The sequence below is a fragment of the Bradyrhizobium sp. USDA 3315 genome, assembly GCF_054056795.1.
Genome location: NZ_JBSRYP010000001.1, coordinates 1323168 through 1340706 on the forward strand (window position 1 = coordinate 1323168; position 17539 = coordinate 1340706).

Genomic DNA, 17539 nt, shown 5'->3' on the forward strand with positions numbered 1-17539 from the left:
CTATTTGGCGGCTGTCGGCGCCGCGTCGGCCTTCTGCACCTGCGGATCGACCTTCTGCCCGGGGATCGCGCGCAGCAATCCGGCAGTCACGATGCGGTCATCCGGCTTCAGGCCGCTCTCGATGACGCGCAGCCCCTCATCGAGCGGGCCGGTCGTCACCTTGCGCTGCTCGACTACATTCTCGGCATTGACGACCAGCACGTAGCGGCCGGCCTGGTCGCTGCCGATCGCGACGTCGGGCACCAGCAGCGCGTTGTCCTGCTTGTCGAACGGCACGCGAACGCGGACATAGAAGCCGGGCAGCAAGGTCCGGTCCGGATTTGGGAACACGCCGCGGACCGCGAGCGTGCCGGTCGACTGGTTGAGGGTCGGCGAGATGTAATCAAGCTTGCCCTTGTGCGGATAGCCGGTCTCGGTCTGCAGGCCGACCTCGACCGGCAACTGCCTGAGCTCGTTGACCGACAGACCACGACGGCGCGCTTCATCCCGCACGCGCTGCACGTCCTGTTCGTTGACGTTGAAATTCACATAGATCGGATCGAGCTGCACGATGGTGGCAAGCTGGGTCGGCGACGTCACGCCGACCAGCTCGCCGATCGAGACCAGGTGATTGCTGACGATGCCGTCGAACGGCGCGGCCACGTTGGTGTAGCCGTAGTTGACCGCCGCGATCCTGGTGTTGACCTGGGCCTGCTGCAGGCTGGCCTGGGCGTTGTCCCGGGTGGAGGTCGAGGTATCAAGGGTCGCCTGCGAGACCGCCTGCCGCTGCACCAGATCGGTCTGCCGCTTGAAGTCGAGCTCGGCCTGCTTCAGCGTCGCCTGCGCGCCGACCTCTGCGGCCTGCGCCTGTTCCAGCTTCAGCTTGTAGGTCTCCGGCTCGATCGTGAACAGCGTGGTCCCTGCCTTCACGAAGGAGCCGTCCTGATAGTTGATCGCCTGCAGGAAGCCCTGCACGCGCGCGACGAGATCGACGGTCTGGATCGGCGCGGTGTTTCCGGTGGCGTCCAGATAACGCGTGACGGCGCGCTGCACCGGCGGGGCAACCTCGACCTTGGGCGGCGGCGGCGCAACAAAACTGTTTTGCTCGCAGGCACTTAAACTGACGAAGGCCGATACGACGAACGCGACGCGCGCAAGCGGTGCATTTCGCAGCCGCACAAAACTGCTCCGACCGAAATGTGCCGACGCGCGCGCATGCCTCATTTCCGAGCCTCGATTCAAATGACTAAATTTAAAGATCTCGTGACGGGCAAAAAATCCGCCTACTTCATCCATAGCAACAATCCGCTTGCAGCGGAACTCGAAAGCGAAAATGATGCCGCTCGCCGAGGTTGTTACAACAAGACTTTTTCAGAACTCAGTTCAGTTGAGCCGGAGGCATCCGGCGCGACCAGAGGATTAATTCAGATGATCAATGCGTTGACACGAGCAACGAAGCTGTCCGCATGTCTTGCGCTTGCGGCATTCATGAGCACCGCACCGGCCTTGTCGCAGGCGCCGACCCAGGCGCAGCGCGACGCCATCAAGTCGCAATGCCGCAACGACTACATCGCCCATTGCTCAAGCGTACCGCCGGGCGGCGAAGCCTCGCTGCAATGTCTGCAGAAGAACATGGCAAGCCTCGGACCGGGCTGCGCCAGCGCGGTGAAGGCCGTCGAAGCTCCGGCTGCCGCACCGAAGGCAGACTCCGCGCCCGCGGCGGCCAAGACCGAGGCTGCTCCCGCGGCAACGGCCAAGCCCGCCACCGAAGCCGCCGCACCGAAGGTGGCCGGGACGCCGTCCAACACGCAGATCTCCGCGATCCGCAGCGCATGCCGCTCCGATTATCCCAAGGTTTGCGCGGGCGTGCCGACCGGCGGCGCGGCGGCGCTGCAGTGTCTCGAAAAGAACAAGGGCAAGCTTTCGCCGGCCTGCGAGAAGGCCGTCGCCGCCGCTGGTGGCGGCGCCGCCGCGCCGGCCGCCGGCGCTGCAGCGACGACAGCACCAGCCGCGGCGCCGGCCGTGATCGCGTTGCGGCCGCTGCGGCCGCGCGAAGAGCTGTTCGTGCTGCGCTCGGCCTGCGGCGCCGACGTCCGCTCGATCTGTGGCGGCGTCCAACCGGGCGGCGGGCGGATCGTGCAGTGCCTCGCGACCAATGCCGGCTCGCTGTCGCCGGCGTGCCGCGACGTGCTGGCGCCGTTCGCAGCGCGATAATCCTGTTGTCACGCTAGAGACTGGAGAAGGGAGCGAACAATGCTGCGTATTGTCCTGACCGCCGCGCTGCTTTGCGGCGCAACCGCTGTCTACGCCCAGGAGCTGACCACAGCGCAACGCGACGCCTGCATGGGCGACTACGAGAAGTTCTGCAAAAGCGTGACGCCCGGCGGCGGCCGCATCATCGCCTGTCTTGCCAAGCAGAGCGACAAGCTGGCGCCCGCCTGCAAGAAGGTGCTGGCGGAAGCGGAAAAGAAATAGCCGCGCAGGCGGTGAGACGACATGTGCCCGGCGGTTTGCCGGGCACGGAACCGTAGCACCTTGTTGCCACCGACAGGCCGACCATGCCTCACCCGGGAGAGGGAATTTTCATGCGTTCAATATTGCTGATCGCCGCGGCCCGGCTGTCCTTTGCCGCGACGATGACCTTTGAGTCCTCCGACGCCAATGCGGTCGTTTGCGCGCGCGGCGTCTATCGCGCCGGCTGCGCCGGCCCCAACGGCGCGGTCGTCGCCCGCAAACCCGTCGCCGCCGGCTGCCGCTGGGTATGGGTCGACGGGGTCAAGGCCCGCCGCTGCTACTGAACCCTTCGGCGCCACGCGGCTAGTCGCCGCACGCATTTTCCCTCTGGCGTTCCCGCCGGAGGGCGATTAGTCTGGACCCAAATTGTAAGTACACTGTCAATCTGGGAGGCAGACGTTGCGGATCGCCGTGATCGGCGGAGGGCCCGGCGGGCTCTATTTCGCCTATCTGTGGAAGAAGCGTCATCCCGACGCCGAGATCGACCTGTTCGAGCAGAACGCGGCCGGCGCCACCTGGGGCTTCGGCGTGGTGTTCTCCGAACAGGCGCTGGACTTCCTGCGCGCCGACGACCCCGAGACGGTCGACGCCATCGCCCCGCTTATGGAGAGCTGGAAGAACATCACCCTCAATCTGCGCGGCGAGAGCGTCGAGATCGACGGCGTCGGGTTCTCCTCGATCGGCCGGCTGGCGCTGCTGACGATCCTGCAAGAGCGCGTCCGCAGCACAGGCGTCACGCCGCGCTTCGACACCGTGGTGCAATCGGTCGATGAGCTCAGGGGTTACGACCTGATCGTCGCCGCCGACGGGCTGAACTCGATGGTCCGCCGCGGCTATGAGTCCGCGTTCGGCGCCTCGGTCTCGCATTCCTCAAACAAGTTCGCCTGGTACGGCACCACGAAGACCTTCGCGACGCTGTCGCAGACCTTCGTGGCGACCGAGCGCGGCAGCTTCAACGCCCATCACTATCGCTATGCGAAGGACATGAGCACTTTCCTGGTCGAGTGCGACGCGGCGACCTGGGCGGCCTACGGCTTCGCCGACAAGAGCATCGAAGAGTCGCAGGCGATCTGCGAGGGCGTATTCGCCGCGACGCTGGACGGCCACCGGCTGATCTCGAACAAATCGGTGTGGCGCAATTTCCCGTGGATCTGGAACGAGCGCTGGTCGCACAGCAACATGGTGCTGATCGGCGACGCGCTGCATTCGGCGCATTTCTCGATCGGTTCGGGCACGCGGCTTGCGATCGAGGATGCGATTGCGCTGACCAAGGCGCTGGAGACCGAGAGCGGCATTGGCGCCGCGCTTGCGCGCTACGAGAGCGAGCGCAAGCCCATCGTGAAGAAGCTCGTCACCGCGGCGCGGACCAGCGCCGACTGGTACGAGCATTTTCCCGCGCACATGACGCTCGACCTGATGGATTTCGCCTACAGCTACATCACCCGCTCCGGCCGGATCGACGACGCGCGGCTGCGCGCGATGTCGCCCGCCTTCATGGCCCGCTACGCAGCCGCAAAGGGACAATCATGACCGGGATCGCCGACCAGGTTCCGCTGGACAATCCCGGTGCGCGCGAGATCGGCTTTACGATCCCCGAGCGCTACAATGCGAGCCGCATCCTGTTCGACAATCTCGGCAACGGGAATGCCGAGCGCCTGGCGCTGACCGGCCCGGCCGGCACGCGGACCTATCGCGAGCTCTGCACTGAGGCCGCACGCTGGGGCCACGCCTTCCGGTCGCTCGGACTGCAACGCGGCGACCGCGTCCTGCTCTTCCTCGACGACACGCCGGCCTATCCGGCCGCATTCTTCGGCGCGGTGCGCGCCGGCTACGTGCCGCTCTTGATCAACACGCTGACGACGCCCGAGCTGCTGCAATTCTACCTGTCCGACGCCGGCGCGCAGGTCGCCGTCACCGATGCGGAATTCTGTGCGCGCTTCAACGCGGAAGCCTGCAAGGACACGCCGCTGCGCACGTTGGTGGTGGTCAATGGCGCCGCCGGTGATCACGCGGCTGCCGAAACGCGCGAGGCCGGCGACTGGCTGCAAGGATTTCCGATCGAGCTCGACGCGGCCGACACGCACCGCAACGAGATGGCGTTCTGGATGTATTCGTCGGGGTCGACCGGCCGTCCCAAGGGCATCGTGCATCTGCAGCACGACATGGCCTATAGCGAGCGCGCCTTTGCCCGCAATGTGCTGAAGCTTTCGCCCGGCGACATTTGCTTCTCGGTGCCGAAGATCTTCTTCGCCTACGGTTTTGGCAATTCGATCACGTTTCCCTTCTCGGTCGGTGCGGCGACGCTGCTGCTGCCGGGCCAGCCGAAGCCGGCCACGATCTTCGCGGCGATCGGGCAATATCGCCCGACCGTGTTCTTCGGCCTGCCGACGCTCTACATCTCCCTGACCAAAGCCGAAGGCGCCTACACCGCCGATTTCTCCTCGCTGCGGATGGCAGTCTCGGCCGCCGAGGTGCTGTCGGCCGAGGTCTTCAACGGCTGGAGGCGGCTCACCGGGCTCGAGATCATCGAAGGCCTCGGCTCGACCGAAGTGCTGCACGTCTATCTCAGCAACCGCGCGGAGCGAAAGAAGCTCGGCGCCGCCGGCCTGCGCGTGCCCGGCTACGAGATCATGCTGCGCGACAGCGACGGCCGCGAGGTCGGCGACAATGAGGAAGGCATCTTGTGGGTGCGCGGCGATTCCGCGACTCCGCTGTACTGGAACCGGCCGGACAAGACCGCCGAGACCGTGCGCGAGGACGGCTGGATCTACACCGGCGACCGTTTCATGCGCGACAGCGACGGCTTCCACTTCTTCCGCGGCCGCGCCGACGATCTGATCAAGATCTCCGGCCAGTGGGTCTATCCGCTGGAGGTCGAGCTCTGCCTCGCCGATCACCCCGATGTCCGCGAATGCGCCGTCTACGCCGCCGAATTGCCGGACCGACGCATGACGCTGCGCGCCGTGGTGGTCATGAACAAGGCCGGCTTCGACACGGCTGAAGCGACGCGGCGGCTGCAGGAATACGTCAAGACAAAGCTGTTGCCGTACAAATATCCGCGCGAGGTCAAATTCATCGACGAGCTGCCGAAGACCGGCACCGGCAAGATCGACCGCCAGGCAGTGATGCGGATGTGAGAGCGCCATACTCGCTGTCGTCCCTGCGAAAGCAGGCACCCATAACCACAAATGCTTGTGGCGCGAGGGCTGGAGCCCCAGCCTGCCACAACAACAGCCATCGGTGGTTATGGATCCCGAATCGCGCTCGCTACGCTCGCTTGTCCGGGACGACGAGCATTAGCTGCCCCGCCATACAGCCACACATTCAACGTCGTCCCGGCGAAGGCCGGGACCCATAACCACAAATATTTGCGGCGCAAAGGCTGGGGCCCCAGCCTGCCATCACAACAGCCTTCGGTGGTTATGGGTCCCGGATCGCGCTTCGCTTGTCCGGGACGACGAGTAAGTAGCTAGCTGCCCGCCATCCAGCTACACATTCAGTGTCGTCCCGGCGAAGGCCGGGACCCATAACCACAAATGTGTGTGGCACGAAGGCTGGGGCCCCAGCCTGCCATCACAACAGCCTTCGGTGGTTATGGGTCCCGGATCGCGCTCGCTACGCTCGCTTGTCCGGGACGACGAGTAAGTAGCTAGCTGCCCAGCCCCGTCCCGCCATCCAGCCACACATTCAGTGTCGTCCCGGCGAAGGCCGGGACCCATAACCACAAATATTTGTGGCGCGAAGGCTGGGGCCCCAGCCTGCCATCACAACAGCCTTCGGTGGTTATGGGTCCCGGATCGCGCTTCGCTTGTCCGGGACGACGAGGGAGAATGCGGCGAGCACGCCGCGTGTATCGACTGCCGGGCAGTTACGCCTTCAGCCCCGTCCCGCCATACAGCCAGGCGATGTCATCGCACCATTGATCCTGCGACTTCGTGCTCATGATCGCGTTGCGGATGCGGGCGTGCTCGCCTGCAGGATGGTAGACGTGTTCGCCGATCGCGCGCGACATCAGCTGCACGCGCGCGGTGCGCGGGAAGCGCTGCGCGCTGTAGGCTTCGAGCGCCGCTGTCTGGTCATCGTGATGGGCCAGCATGTGCGACAGGCAGACCGCGTCCTCCATCGCCTGGCAGGCGCCCTGCGCAAAATATTGCAGCATCGGATGCGCGGCGTCGCCGAGCAGCACCACGCGGCCGTCGATCCACTGCTCGTTCGGATCGCGGTCGCACAGCACCCAGAGCTTCCAGTTGGTGCCGTGGCGGATGATGTTCTGCGCCCGCTCATGGACGTGGGTAAAACCCTTCATCACCTCGGCCTCGGACACCGGCTTGCCTGCAACCGGCTCCGGCGCATTGTTGTGATAGGTGACGACGAGGTTGAACACCTTCCAGCCCGACAGCGGATAATGCACGATGTGGCATTTCGGGCCGGCCCACAGCGTCGCCGCATTCCAGCGCAAATCCTCCGGCATCTGCTCGGTCGGGATCACCGAGCGATAGGTGGTGTGGCCGGAGACGCGCGGCGGGCCGTCCGACGTCACCTGCTTGCGGATGTTCGACCACAAGCCATCGGCGCCGATCAGAAGCCGGCCGGTGATCCGCTCGCCATCGGCGAGCTTTGCCGTCACCGACGAACCATCCTGCTCGTAGCCTGCCACCTCGCTGGACACGCGCAGTTCAATCAGCTCGTGATTCTGGCACGCGCGCAGGAATACGCCATGCAGATCGCCGCGATGTACCACGGCATAGGGATTGCCGAACCGCGCGCGAAAGGCGTCGCCGAGATCGATATGGGTGATCTCGTCGGCGGTCAGCGCATCCATCAGCCGGAGCTGATCGATATAGACGGCCATGTTGCGCGCGGCCTCGCCGACACCGAGATAGTCGAAGGCGTGGAACGCGTTCGGGCCGAGTTGGATGCCGGCGCCGATCTCGCCGAGCGCGGCGGCCTTCTCCAGCAGGATCGAGCGGATGCCTTTTTGCGCGAGGCCCAGCGCCACGGCAAGGCCGCCAATGCCGCCACCCGCGATCAGGACAGGTCTCGTCTCCCCCATCAGCCCGACCTCCCGAGATGTTCGAGCGCATCCTCGGCGCGCAGCGGCACCCGCGACGCCTCGTTGTTGAGGTCGACGAGCTGGGTCAACAGCGCCAGCAGCGTCTTGCGGTCGGCCGGCTTCAGCGGCTGCAGCATCCGCGCCTGCGCCTTGTCGACCGAGGGCATGATGTCGCTCAACACAGCCGCGCCGGCCTTGGTAAGATAGAGCAGCTTGACGCGCTTGTCCTCGGGCGCCGGCTTGCGCACGATGAACTCCTTGGCCTGCAGCCGTTCGATCACGTTGCCGAGCGTGGAACGGTCGAACGCGATCACCGCCGAGAGCCTCGTGGCGTCGATACCGGGATGGGTCGAGATCGTGACCAGCGCGGCGTATTGCACCGGCGTCAGGTCGAACGCCCTGCACTCCTCGATGAACAGCGCGACCGCGATCTGCTGCATCCGCCGGAACAGGTAGCCGGGCGCGGTATAGACCGCGTCCATCGTGACGGGCGCTGGTTTGTTATTCGGCATCGGGTTGCTTGTCCGGGGCGGCGTCGGCGAACGCCTTGATTTGCTTTGCCGCGGCCTCGGCCTTGAGCAGGCGCGGATAGGCCGAAACGTCGACGCCGAAGCGCCGCGCATTGGCGAGCTGCGGCACCAGGCAGAGATCGGCCAACGTCGGCGCATCGCCAAAGCAGAACGGGCCGGACTCCGCCGCGATCAGGGTCTCGCAGGCCGACAGTCCCTCGCGATTGGCCCAAGCCGCCCATTCCGTCACCTGCTCCTCGGGCAGGCCGAGCTGGCGCAGCCGCGCCAGCACCTTCAAATTCTGCACCGGATGCGTGTCACAGGCGATCGCCTGCGCAAACGCCCGCACCTTTGCGCGCCGCAGCGGATCTTTCGGCAAGAGCGGCGGGTTGGGATTGGTCTCGTCGAGCCATTCGATGATCGCGAGCGACTGGGTGAGGATCGCGCCGGCATCGCTTTCCAGGGTCGGCACCAGCCCCTGCGGATTGATCGCGAGATAGGCCGGCGCGCACTGCTCGCCCTTGCGCAGATGATGCGGCAGATGCTCTGAGGTGAGCCCCTTCAGATTGAGGGCGATCCGGACCCGGTAGGACGCGCTGCTCCGGAAATAGCCATGCAGCTTCATCGGAACCTCCCTTGCATTATTCTGGTTTGACGCGTTTTCTTTGCGCGAACCGGTATCCACTTCGCTCGAAAACGCCATGGCTTGCTTCATTGACGCTAGCCATATTGTCAGTATACTGTCAATTAAATTGCACCGACAAGAATGATGGGAGGCTTGCCATGGAAGCCGTGCAGAAGACCCCGGAGCGCGAGGCATTCTACAAGAAGATCGACGGCCAGAACCTCTCGGCGCTGTGGAACGTGATGAACGATCTGATCACGCCGGAGCCGAAAAGCGCCTGCCGTCCTCACTTGTGGAAGTTCGACCAGATCCGCGACTACATGAACGAGGCCGGCAAGCTGATCACGGCCAAGGAAGCCGAGCGCCGCGTGCTGGTGCTGGAAAATCCCGGCCTGCGCGGCCAGTCCAAGATCACGACCTCGCTGTTCGCCGGCGTGCAGATGGTGGTGCCGGGCGACATCGCCCCCGCCCATCGCCATGCCCAATCGGCGCTGCGCTTCGTGCTCGAGGGCAAGGGCGCCTTCACCGCCGTCGACGGCGAGCGCACCGCGATGTCGCCGGGCGACTTCGTCATCACGCCGTCGATGACCTGGCACGACCATTCCAACGAAACCAATGAGCCGATGTTCTGGCTCGACGGGCTCGACATCCCGATGGTGCAGTTCTTCGACTGCTCGTTTGCCGAAGGCGCCAAGGAGGACCAGCAGTCGATCTCCAAGCCGGCCGGCGCGAGCTTCGCGCGCTACGGCCACAATCTGCTGCCGATCGACCAGAAGCGAACCTCGAAGACCTCGCCGATCTTCAACTATCCCTATGAATACACCCGCGAGGCGCTGGAGAAGGCCAAGGTCAGCGACGAGTGGGACGCCTGTCACGGCCTGAAGCTGAAATTCTCCAACCCCGAGACCGGCGATTTCGCGATGCCGACCATCGGCACCTTCATCCAGCTGCTGCCAAAGGGTTTCAAGACCGCGCGCTATCGCGCAACCGATGCGACCGTGTTCGCCGCGATCGAGGGCAAAGGCCGCACAAGGGTCGGCGACCAGACCTTCGAGTGGGGACCGCGCGACCTGTTCGTGGTGCCGAGCTGGCACTGGGTCACCCACGAGGCCGATGCCGACTCCGTGCTGTTCTCGTTCTCCGACCGCCCGGTGCAGCAGAAGCTCGACCTGTTCCGCGAGGACAGGGGCAACGCGTAACGATCGTCTGCGCAAGGCACGCAGCGCCCACCTCACGTCGTCCCTGCGAAAGCCGGGACCCATAACCACCGTCCTCGGTTGGCTAAAGAAGCTGCGGCCCCAGCCTGTTTTAACAACCACGCCCTGTGGTTATGGGTCCCTGCTTTCGCAGGGACGACAGCGGGGGTTGTGGCCCGCAGCGTGCTCTCACCGCCAGTGCAACAACCTCGTCTCGAGCAAATTGATCAGCTTCCCCACCGCAAGCCCGAACAGCGACAGGATCACGACGCCGGCGAGCAGCTGATCGGTCTGCATCAGATTGCCGGCCTGCAGGACGAAGGCGCCGATGCCGTATTGCGCGCCGATCATCTCGGCGCTGACCACGAGCAGCAGCGCCACCGACGCGGTGATGCGGAAGCCGGCGAGGATCGAGGGCAGCGCGCCCGGCCAGATCACGCGGCGCACGATGGCGTGGAACGGCACGTTGAAGCTTTGCGCCATCCGGATCAGGTTGCGCGGCACCGCATCGACGCCGCTATAGACCGAGATCGCGGTCGAGAAGAACACGCCAAGCGCAATGGTCGCGATCTTCGGCTCCTCGCCGATCCCGAGCCACAGAATGAGCAACGGCAGCAGCGCGATCTTCGGAATCGGAAACAGCGCCGAGATGAAGGTGATGCCGACGCCGCGCGCCATGGTCGACAGCCCGATCGCGAAGCCGACCACGACTCCGGCGGCCGTGCCGATGATCCAGCCGGTACCGATCCGCATAATGGACCACGACAGGTGCTGCCACAGCGCGCCCGACATCGCGAGCTTATAGATCGCGACCGCGATCGCCGACGGCGCCGGCAGGAACAGCGGATTGACCCAGCCTGCGCTGCCGGCGAGCTGCCAGAGCGCGATCACGAGCGCGAGCGCGATCCAGCCGGCATGTCGGCTGCCGTCGGGGATAAAGCCGGCGCCGCGAAACGCGACCGGGCGCGTCGCCTCCGCCGACTGGTCTTTCGGTTGCTGCGGCGCGCGGTCAAGCATGCTGGACCTCGCGCTCGGCATCGATCGCCTCCTTCCGGATCAGCGACCACAGCTCACCCTGCAGTGAGGCCATCGGCCCGCGCGCGTCCATCGTGCCGCGCTCGGCGCGCGTCATCGGAATGGTCACGATTTCCCGGATCCGGCCAGGACGGCGCGACAGCACCACGACGCGGTCGGCGAGCCGCACCGCTTCCTCGAGATTATGCGTGACATAGACCGCGCCCATCGCACCGTCGGCGAGCAGGCGCACGAAATCCTCCATCAGGAGCTCGCGGGTCTGCGAATCCAGCGCCGACAGCGGCTCGTCCATCAGCAGGATCGCGGGGCGAACCGCGAGTGCCCGCGCAATGCCGACGCGCTGGCGCATGCCGCCGGACAGTTGCTTCGGATAGGCGGCGCGAAAATCCGACAGCCCGGTGCGGCGCAGCGCATCGTCGATCACGGCGCTGCGCTCGCCGGCACTCAAGCCCGTATGCAGCAGCGGAAACGCGACGTTCTCCTCGACCGTGTTCCACGGCAGCAGCGCAAAATCCTGGAACACGAAGGTCAGCGGATTGAGGCTATCAGCCGGCGCCGCGCCGCGCAGCTCAGCGGCACCTTTGCTCGGCCGCAGCAGGCCGCCAAGGATCGACAGCAGGGTGCTCTTGCCGCAGCCGGACGGCCCGACGATCGCGACGATCTCGCCGGCGCGGACCGTGAAGGAGACATCGTCGAGCACGTCGAGCGCGCCGAAGCGATGGCTGATATGGTCGGCGATCAGGTCCATGGCGTCATGAACTCACTGCCAGACCCGTCACCCCCGCGCAAAGGCTTCGCCTTTGTCGCTGGAGGAGCCGCGCAGCGACGTCTCGAAGGGTCGACGGCCCGGATGTAGCAGCTCGGCCGTCGACCCTTCGAGACGCGCGCAAGTGCGCGCTCCTCAGGGTGACGGGGATAGAGTTGTGCACGCGGTCCCACATCAATCCGCCTTCACGTAATCCTTGGCGATGATCGCATTGGCGTCAAAGCCCTTATCCACAAAGCCCTGCCCCTGCAGCCATTTGATCTGGTTGTCGAGGTTCTTCACGTCGAGCTTGCCGTCGGGATCGATATAGGCGCAATTGCCGACCACCTGCGCGACCGGCAGGTTGGTGTATTTGGCGATGATCTCGAGCAGCGGTTTCGTTTTCTCGTTGATCGGCGCCACGCCATCCTTGATCGCGGTGAGGATCACGTCGTGATATTCGTGGTCGGCACGGGTGAGCGCGGTAAGCAGCCTGGTCACCAGCGGTGCGTTGGTCAGCGCCTTCGGCGACGCGAAGATGGCCCCTAACTGCCACGGCGTCTCGTCGCCGACCCAGCCGAGCAATTTCGCGCCGTTGGAATCCATCAGCGTCCGCGCGGTCGAGACCGGCAGCAGCGCGGCGTCGACGGTTTCGCCCTTCAGCGCGGCAGCCGCGTTCGACAGCGACTGCAGCGGCACCACCTTCACGTCGGACAGCTTGAAGCCGTATTTGTCGGCGAGCAGACCGAGCGAATAATGGAAGCTGGAGCCGACCTGGGTCACCGCGACGCGCTTGCCGGCCAGATCCTTCGGCGTCTTGAGGCCGCTCGCATAGGCGTTGTTGCTGGCGAAGTAGCCGATCAGGGGATAGCCGGCCTTCTCGCGGCTCATGCCGCCGATCACCTTTAGCGTGCCCTTGCCGGCGAGATTATAGAGGCCGGCGGTGACGGCGGTGATGCCGAAATCGACATCGCCCGACGCGGTCGCGACCGCGATCGGCTGCGCGGCGTCGAAGAATTTGAGCTCGACGTCGAGCCCGGCGTCGCGGAAATAGCCCTTGTCCTGCGCGATGAACACCGGCGCCGAGGACGACAGCCGCAACACGCCGATCTTCGCCTTCAGGAGATCATCGGCCCGCGCAATGCCGCTCGCGGCCCACACCAGGAGACCCGCGAGTGCGAGCCGCGCCCAACCCATCATTGCCGTCTCCACCTACAACCCCTCGGGCACGGCCTGATCGCGGCCGATGAACGCGCCCTGTTTGCCAAGCTGTTGTTGCAACTTTTCGACGGAAATGTCGCGCGGAATCGTATTGCCCGACAGCGCCAGCGCCGCCGCAGTTCCCGCCGCCTCGCCCATCACAAAGCAGGCACCGGAGACGCGCGCCGCCGATTGCCCTTCATGGGTCATCGAGGCGCAACGGCCGGCGACCAGGAGATTGTCGACGCCCTCCGGTACCAGCATGCGGTACGGCAACTCGTTATAGCCGCGGCTCTCCGGGATCGGCGGAAACTCGAAGATCACATCACCCGGCACATGGGATTCCTTCGGCCAACCATTGACGCCGATCGAATCCTCGAACGAGGCGCAGCCCAGCACATCCTCGCCTGACAGCATGTATCCGCCGATCACACGCCGCGTCTCGCGGATGCCGAGCTGCGGCGGCAGATCGACGATGTAGGAATTCTCGAAGCCGGGCACCGTGCGCAGGAACCTGAACGCTTCGACCGCCTGGCGGCGGCCCTCGATCTCGCCGCGCGTCATGTCGTCAGGATCGATACCGGAAATGGCGCCGCCATCGCTTCGCGTCACCTGGGTGAAATTCACCCGCCATTCGATCTGCGATTTCTGCGGCCGCACGATCGCCGACTTGCGCGGGAATGTGTGGGTGCCGGCGGCCTCGGCCTCAGCCATCAGCGCCGGGATGGTGCGCCAGGCATCGCCGGCCTTCGCTGGATCGATGCCGTTGAGGCGGAACATCATCGAGGGGTAGAGCATGCCGCCGGCATTATCGCCGACTTCATGGGGCGCACCGGCCCACACCGCGAGATCGCCGTCACCAGAACAATCGATGAAGATGCTGGCGCGCACGGCCTGACGGCCGGCCTTGGTTTCCACCATCAGCGCACGGATATGCGAACCATCCATGACGACGCCGGCGCCGAGCGCGTGGAACAGAATGTCGACCTTGTGATGTGCGAGCAGATCGTCGGCCGCGATCTTGTAGGCCGCGGTGTCGTAGGCCTGCGCAAGGATCTTGCCGAGGATCAGATGCGGCGCGTTCAGCCCGCCGAGCCGGTCGATCCGCGCCAGGAGGTCGGAGGCGATGCCCTGCACCACGCGGTGCATCTCGCCGAAGATGTTGGCGTGCAGTCCGCAGAAGTTGGTCACGCCGGCCGCGGTGCCCATGCCGCCGAGAAATCCGTAACGCTCGATCAGGAGCGTCCGCCGTCCGGCACGTGCCGCGCCGACCGCTGCCGCGATGCCGGCCGGTCCGCCGCCAAGCACCACCACGTCATATTCGCCATAGACCGGGACCTGCCGCGCAGGTTCTTCGATCGTGCTCGCTCGCATCATTTCCGCCCTGAACAAAGTTGATTGGGCCAACTATGAATTGATGCAGATTGCAGTACAATCCACCAAATTATGTAATCAGCTTTCGCGAATCGAGAAAGGCGAGCAAGGCAGATGGATACGCTGGTCAATCTCGAAGCCTTCCTTGCCACCGCCGATGCCGGCGGCTTTTCCGCCGCGGCGCGCAAGCTCAACGTCGCGACATCCGTCGTCGCCAAGCGCGTCACCCAACTCGAGGAGCGGATCGGCACCGCGCTGTTCCACCGCTCGACCCGCCAGTTGCGGCTGACCGAGGCCGGGCAGCAATATGTGCATCGCGCCCGTGGCGTGGTTGCCGATGTCGGCGATCTCTTGTCGCGGATGGGCGAGAAGCAGCGCGACCTCTCCGATCATCTGCGCGTCAAGGCGCCGACTTCGCTGACGGTGGCGCGGCTCGCCGATGCCTTCACGATCTTCCAGAAGCAGAACACAAGCGTGAATCTCGAGATCGTGATGATCGATCGTCCGGTCGATCCGGTGACCGAAGGTTTTGATATCGCGATCGGCGCCTTCCCGCATTCCTTTGGCGGCGTGGTTGACGAGCCTTTGTGCCGGCTGCCGCGTCTCGTATGCGCCTCGCCGGCCTATCTGAAGAAGCACGGCACGCCAAAGCATCCGCGCGACCTGGTCGATCATCGCTGCCTCAGCTTCCTGCCGACCGGACCGGAATGGCCATTCGAGGGCCCGCGCGGCCGCATCAATATCCAGGTCCGCCCGATTCTCTCTTCGAACGAAGGCCGCGTGCTGACGCAAAGCGCGATCGCCGGCAACGGCATTGCGCTGCTCTCGCATTATCTGGTCGCGGACGCGCTGCGCGACGGCGCGTTGCAACCGGTACTCACCGACTTTCCGATCCCCGAATTGTGGGTCAAGGCCGCCGTTCCCGAGCGCCGCATCGATGCCGCCGCGGTGCAGGCGCTGCTGAAGACATTGAAAAAAACGCTGTCGCAGCCGCTGTGATGCGACGCCGGCCTTGCCGGTCGCATGCCGAGCTGAGACAAGGACGCGAAAGGATCGCCCGCTTGAAACTCCTGATCTCAATGTCGTTTGGTCTCATCATCGTCGCTGGGCCCGCGGCCGCGATCGAGACCTGCCGCTTCATTGAGGCCAAGGCGGATCGCGAGGCTTGCTACCATCGGCAAGAGCAGGAACTTGCGGCGAAGCGCAAGCCCGAGCCGCCGGTGGCGCGGTCGAGCGAATCGAAGACGTTCGATCAGCTGCAGCTGATGCGCCGCGACGACGAAGAGGTCTATCGCAGCATGCGCGGCATCTGCCGCGGCTGCTGAGCTTACGTGGCGCCGCCCCACCGGCCCGCGCGCTTCTCGGCGAAGGATGCAAGCCCCTCGGCAGCTTCCGCGGTCTGCCGCTTGGCTGAATGCAGCTGGACGAGGCGCTTGTAGGCCGCATCGTCCACCGCCATGCCGCCGAACGAGCTTTCCATCGCGAGCTTCTTGGTCTCGGCCATCGCATCCGGCGCGTTGCCGAGCAGCTGCTCGACGACCTTGGCGCCGGCGCTGTCGAGATCGGCCAGCGGCACCACCTCATGGACAAGGCCGATGCGGCGGGCATCCTCGGCGCCGAACCGTTCGCCGGTCAGCGCATAGCGGCGCACCTGGCGGACGCCAATCGCGTCGCAGAGCTGCGGGATGATGATCGCCGCGGTCAGGCCCCAGCGCACCTCGGTGATCGAGAACAGCGCATTGTCGGCCGCGATCACGATGTCGCAGGCCGAGATCACGCCGGTGCCGCCGCCGAAGCAGCCGCCCTGCACCAGCGCGACGGTCGGGACCGGCAGCGTGTTGAGACGCTGCACCGCCTCGAAGGTGGCGCGCGACGCCGCCTCGTTCTCCTCGAACGATTTCGGCCGCACGCCGTTGATCCATTTCAGGTCGGCGCCGGCCTGGAAATGCTTGCCGTTGCCGTTCAGCACGACGACGCGCACCGGCTTGGTCGAGAGATCGTCGATCGCGGCCAGCACGCCCGCAATCAGCGCGCCGTCATAAGCATTGTTGACCTCGGGACGATTCAGCGTGACGGTCGCGACCCCGCGCGCATCGAGGCTCCACAGGACTGGGCTGGCCGACATGACGTTGCTCCCTCGTTCGGCATTGCTGTTATCTTGTACTAGCCTTGCACTATGGCGAGAGCGGATGCCTTGATCCATCACTTTCGGGCGCGCACGACCGCGCCACGCGCATGACGGGTTGCGCGATGCCCCGCGCTTGTGGAAACTGACGGGGCACGTTGCGGAGAATTGTTCCACTCATGCGTATCTGCATTTTCGGCGCGGGCGCCGTCGGCAGCCACTTCGCGGTCCGGCTCGCGCGCGCCGGTCACGATGTGGCCTGCGTGATGCGCGGGCCGCATCTCGACGCGGTCAGGGCCAGCGGACTGACGCTGAAGGTCGGCGATAGCAGCGTCACCGCGAAGGTGAAGGCCTCAGCCGATCCTGCCGATCTGGGGCCGCAGGACATCGTCATCAGCACACTGAAGGCGACCGGCATCGGCGCGCTCGCAGCCGAGCTCCCGCCGCTGCTTCAGCGCGACACATCAATCGTGTTCGCGCAGAACGGCATTCCCTGGTGGTACGATCTCGGCCTGCCGCCGCAGCATCCCGCGATCCCCGATCTCGGCTTCCTCGATCCCGGCGGGCATTTGCGCAGCGCCGTCCCGAAGGAGCGGATCATCGGCGGCGTGATCTTTTCCTCCAACGAGGTGATCGCGCCAGGGGTCGTCGCGAACCTGTCGCCGGACCGCAACCGTCTCTTGATCGGCGAATGCGACGACCGGCAGGGCGAGCGCATCGCCCGCCTGCGCGCGGCGCTCGACGACGCCGCGATCGAATCGCCCGAGGTCGAGCAGATCCGCGAGACGATCTGGTCAAAGCTGTTAACCAACATGTCGATGTCGGTGCTGTGCCTGTTGACCGGGCTGACCGCGCGTGGCGTCCGCGACGATCCTGACGTGCAGGACGTGATCCCGCGCCTGCTCGACGAGGCCAATGCAGTGGCGACACACTATATTCCCGAGGTCAAGCGCGTCACCCGCTCAGGGCCGGCGCCGGACCACAAGCCGTCGATCCTGCAGGACTACGAACTCGGGCGCGCCATGGAGATCGATGTGCTGGTGCGCGCACCGGCGACATTCGCCCGCGCGGCCGCCATTTCGACCCCAATGCTCGACCTGATGGCCGCGCTCGCGATCCAGAAGGCGCGTGACAAGGGCCTGTATCAGGGCTGACAATCCGACCCACCACGATAACAAGCAGGG

The 17539-nt window shown here is 65.4% G+C and carries 18 protein-coding genes; 9 read left to right on the top strand and 9 right to left on the bottom strand.

What is annotated here, in order from left to right; genetic code table 11:
* Positions 1–1158: an efflux RND transporter periplasmic adaptor subunit gene (locus ACVIYL_RS06175; protein WP_456778003.1), complete on the bottom strand. Its 1158-nt coding sequence runs from the start codon at positions 1156–1158 to the stop codon at positions 1–3.
* A gap of 249 nt (positions 1159–1407) precedes the next feature.
* On the opposite strand from ACVIYL_RS06175, the gene ACVIYL_RS06180 reads away from it, so the two are divergent.
* From ACVIYL_RS06180 to ACVIYL_RS06200, 5 genes are all read left to right on the top strand, one after another.
* Positions 1408–2193, top strand: a complete 786-nt coding sequence (locus ACVIYL_RS06180; RefSeq protein WP_310880784.1) for a cysteine rich repeat-containing protein — start codon at positions 1408–1410, stop codon at positions 2191–2193.
* Between the two features lie 39 nt (positions 2194–2232).
* Complete coding sequence (locus ACVIYL_RS06185) at positions 2233–2454, top strand: cysteine rich repeat-containing protein (RefSeq protein ID WP_028336261.1); 222 nt, start codon at positions 2233–2235, stop codon at positions 2452–2454.
* Positions 2455–2564: 110 nt separating this feature from the next.
* A complete protein-coding gene (locus ACVIYL_RS06190) occupies positions 2565–2777 on the top strand; it encodes a hypothetical protein (RefSeq protein WP_456778004.1) in 213 nt (70 codons plus the stop codon).
* A gap of 115 nt (positions 2778–2892) precedes the next feature.
* Positions 2893–4023, top strand: a complete 1131-nt coding sequence (locus ACVIYL_RS06195) for an FAD-dependent monooxygenase (protein ID WP_456778005.1) — start codon at positions 2893–2895, stop codon at positions 4021–4023.
* Positions 4020–5630 carry a benzoate-CoA ligase family protein gene (locus tag ACVIYL_RS06200; RefSeq protein WP_456778006.1) on the top strand — a complete coding sequence of 537 codons (1611 nt, stop codon included), beginning with the start codon at positions 4020–4022 and terminating at the stop codon, positions 5628–5630. The genes ACVIYL_RS06195 and ACVIYL_RS06200 overlap by 4 nt, the downstream gene beginning before the upstream one ends.
* Positions 5631–6361: 731 nt before the next feature.
* On the opposite strand, the gene ACVIYL_RS06205 is transcribed toward ACVIYL_RS06200, so the two are convergent.
* From ACVIYL_RS06205 to maiA, 3 genes are read right to left on the bottom strand one after another with little or no spacing between them, the layout of a single operon-like run.
* Positions 6362–7546, bottom strand: coding sequence for a 3-hydroxybenzoate 6-monooxygenase (locus ACVIYL_RS06205; RefSeq protein ID WP_456778007.1), 1185 nt, complete (start codon positions 7544–7546; stop codon positions 6362–6364).
* Positions 7546–8058: a MarR family winged helix-turn-helix transcriptional regulator gene (locus tag ACVIYL_RS06210; RefSeq protein ID WP_057020139.1), complete on the bottom strand. Its 513-nt coding sequence runs from the start codon at positions 8056–8058 to the stop codon at positions 7546–7548. The genes ACVIYL_RS06205 and ACVIYL_RS06210 overlap by 1 nt, the downstream gene beginning before the upstream one ends.
* Entirely contained in the window at positions 8048–8680 is a 633-nt protein-coding gene (gene maiA, locus ACVIYL_RS06215) for a maleylacetoacetate isomerase (RefSeq protein WP_076832895.1), read from the bottom strand. Before maiA ends, ACVIYL_RS06210 begins: the two co-directional genes overlap by 11 nt.
* Before the next feature lie 158 nt (positions 8681–8838).
* Between maiA and gtdA the strand changes: the two genes are divergently transcribed.
* Positions 8839–9879, top strand: a complete 1041-nt coding sequence (gene gtdA, locus ACVIYL_RS06220; RefSeq protein ID WP_038384747.1) for a gentisate 1,2-dioxygenase — start codon at positions 8839–8841, stop codon at positions 9877–9879.
* 186 nt (positions 9880–10065) lie between these two features.
* On the opposite strand, the gene ACVIYL_RS06225 is transcribed toward gtdA, so the two are convergent.
* The 4 genes from ACVIYL_RS06225 to ACVIYL_RS06240 form a co-directional block, all read right to left on the bottom strand.
* Positions 10066–10893, bottom strand: a complete 828-nt coding sequence (locus tag ACVIYL_RS06225; protein ID WP_456781785.1) for an ABC transporter permease — start codon at positions 10891–10893, stop codon at positions 10066–10068.
* Entirely contained in the window at positions 10886–11659 is a 774-nt protein-coding gene (locus ACVIYL_RS06230) for an ABC transporter ATP-binding protein (RefSeq protein WP_456778008.1), read from the bottom strand. The genes ACVIYL_RS06225 and ACVIYL_RS06230 overlap by 8 nt, the downstream gene beginning before the upstream one ends.
* Positions 11660–11851: 192 nt before the next feature.
* The gene (locus ACVIYL_RS06235; protein WP_456778009.1) at positions 11852–12856 is read right to left on the bottom strand and encodes an ABC transporter substrate-binding protein; all 1005 of its coding nucleotides are present in this window, start codon (positions 12854–12856) and stop codon (positions 11852–11854) included.
* A 12-nt stretch (positions 12857–12868) separates the two neighbouring features.
* The gene (locus ACVIYL_RS06240; RefSeq protein ID WP_456778010.1) at positions 12869–14230 is read right to left on the bottom strand and encodes an FAD-dependent oxidoreductase; all 1362 of its coding nucleotides are present in this window, start codon (positions 14228–14230) and stop codon (positions 12869–12871) included.
* A 114-nt stretch (positions 14231–14344) separates the two neighbouring features.
* Between ACVIYL_RS06240 and ACVIYL_RS06245 the strand changes: the two genes are divergently transcribed.
* Both ACVIYL_RS06245 and ACVIYL_RS06250 read left to right on the top strand, forming a co-directional pair.
* On the top strand, positions 14345–15229 hold the full coding sequence (locus ACVIYL_RS06245; protein WP_456778011.1) for a LysR family transcriptional regulator: 885 nt from the start codon (positions 14345–14347) through the stop codon (positions 15227–15229).
* A gap of 62 nt (positions 15230–15291) precedes the next feature.
* Complete coding sequence (locus tag ACVIYL_RS06250; protein WP_229191898.1) at positions 15292–15555, top strand: hypothetical protein; 264 nt, start codon at positions 15292–15294, stop codon at positions 15553–15555.
* Positions 15556–15557: 2 nt separating this feature from the next.
* Here ACVIYL_RS06250 and ACVIYL_RS06255 read toward each other — a convergent pair whose 3' ends face one another.
* Positions 15558–16355, bottom strand: coding sequence for an enoyl-CoA hydratase-related protein (locus tag ACVIYL_RS06255; RefSeq protein ID WP_253605084.1), 798 nt, complete (start codon positions 16353–16355; stop codon positions 15558–15560).
* A gap of 179 nt (positions 16356–16534) precedes the next feature.
* On the opposite strand from ACVIYL_RS06255, the gene ACVIYL_RS06260 reads away from it, so the two are divergent.
* On the top strand, positions 16535–17509 hold the full coding sequence (locus ACVIYL_RS06260; RefSeq protein ID WP_456778012.1) for a ketopantoate reductase family protein: 975 nt from the start codon (positions 16535–16537) through the stop codon (positions 17507–17509).
* Positions 17510–17539: the final 30 nt, after the last annotated feature.

Coding starts and splice junctions, on each gene's coding strand:
- gtdA (WP_038384747.1), top strand. CDS start 8,839: ATGGAAGCCGTGCAGAAGACCCCGGAGCGCGAGGCATTCTACAAGAAG.
- ACVIYL_RS06205 (WP_456778007.1), bottom strand. CDS start 7,546: ATGGGGGAGACGAGACCTGTCCTGATCGCGGGTGGCGGCATTGGCGGC.
- ACVIYL_RS06180 (WP_310880784.1), top strand. CDS start 1,408: ATGATCAATGCGTTGACACGAGCAACGAAGCTGTCCGCATGTCTTGCG.
- ACVIYL_RS06260 (WP_456778012.1), top strand. CDS start 16,535: ATGCGTATCTGCATTTTCGGCGCGGGCGCCGTCGGCAGCCACTTCGCG.
- ACVIYL_RS06225 (WP_456781785.1), bottom strand. CDS start 10,893: ATGCTTGACCGCGCGCCGCAGCAACCGAAAGACCAGTCGGCGGAGGCG.
- ACVIYL_RS06210 (WP_057020139.1), bottom strand. CDS start 8,058: ATGCCGAATAACAAACCAGCGCCCGTCACGATGGACGCGGTCTATACC.
- ACVIYL_RS06190 (WP_456778004.1), top strand. CDS start 2,565: ATGCGTTCAATATTGCTGATCGCCGCGGCCCGGCTGTCCTTTGCCGCG.
- ACVIYL_RS06240 (WP_456778010.1), bottom strand. CDS start 14,230: ATGCGAGCGAGCACGATCGAAGAACCTGCGCGGCAGGTCCCGGTCTAT.
- ACVIYL_RS06185 (WP_028336261.1), top strand. CDS start 2,233: ATGCTGCGTATTGTCCTGACCGCCGCGCTGCTTTGCGGCGCAACCGCT.
- maiA (WP_076832895.1), bottom strand. CDS start 8,680: ATGAAGCTGCATGGCTATTTCCGGAGCAGCGCGTCCTACCGGGTCCGG.
- ACVIYL_RS06255 (WP_253605084.1), bottom strand. CDS start 16,355: ATGTCGGCCAGCCCAGTCCTGTGGAGCCTCGATGCGCGCGGGGTCGCG.
- ACVIYL_RS06235 (WP_456778009.1), bottom strand. CDS start 12,856: ATGATGGGTTGGGCGCGGCTCGCACTCGCGGGTCTCCTGGTGTGGGCC.
- ACVIYL_RS06200 (WP_456778006.1), top strand. CDS start 4,020: ATGACCGGGATCGCCGACCAGGTTCCGCTGGACAATCCCGGTGCGCGC.
- ACVIYL_RS06230 (WP_456778008.1), bottom strand. CDS start 11,659: ATGGACCTGATCGCCGACCATATCAGCCATCGCTTCGGCGCGCTCGAC.
- ACVIYL_RS06245 (WP_456778011.1), top strand. CDS start 14,345: ATGGATACGCTGGTCAATCTCGAAGCCTTCCTTGCCACCGCCGATGCC.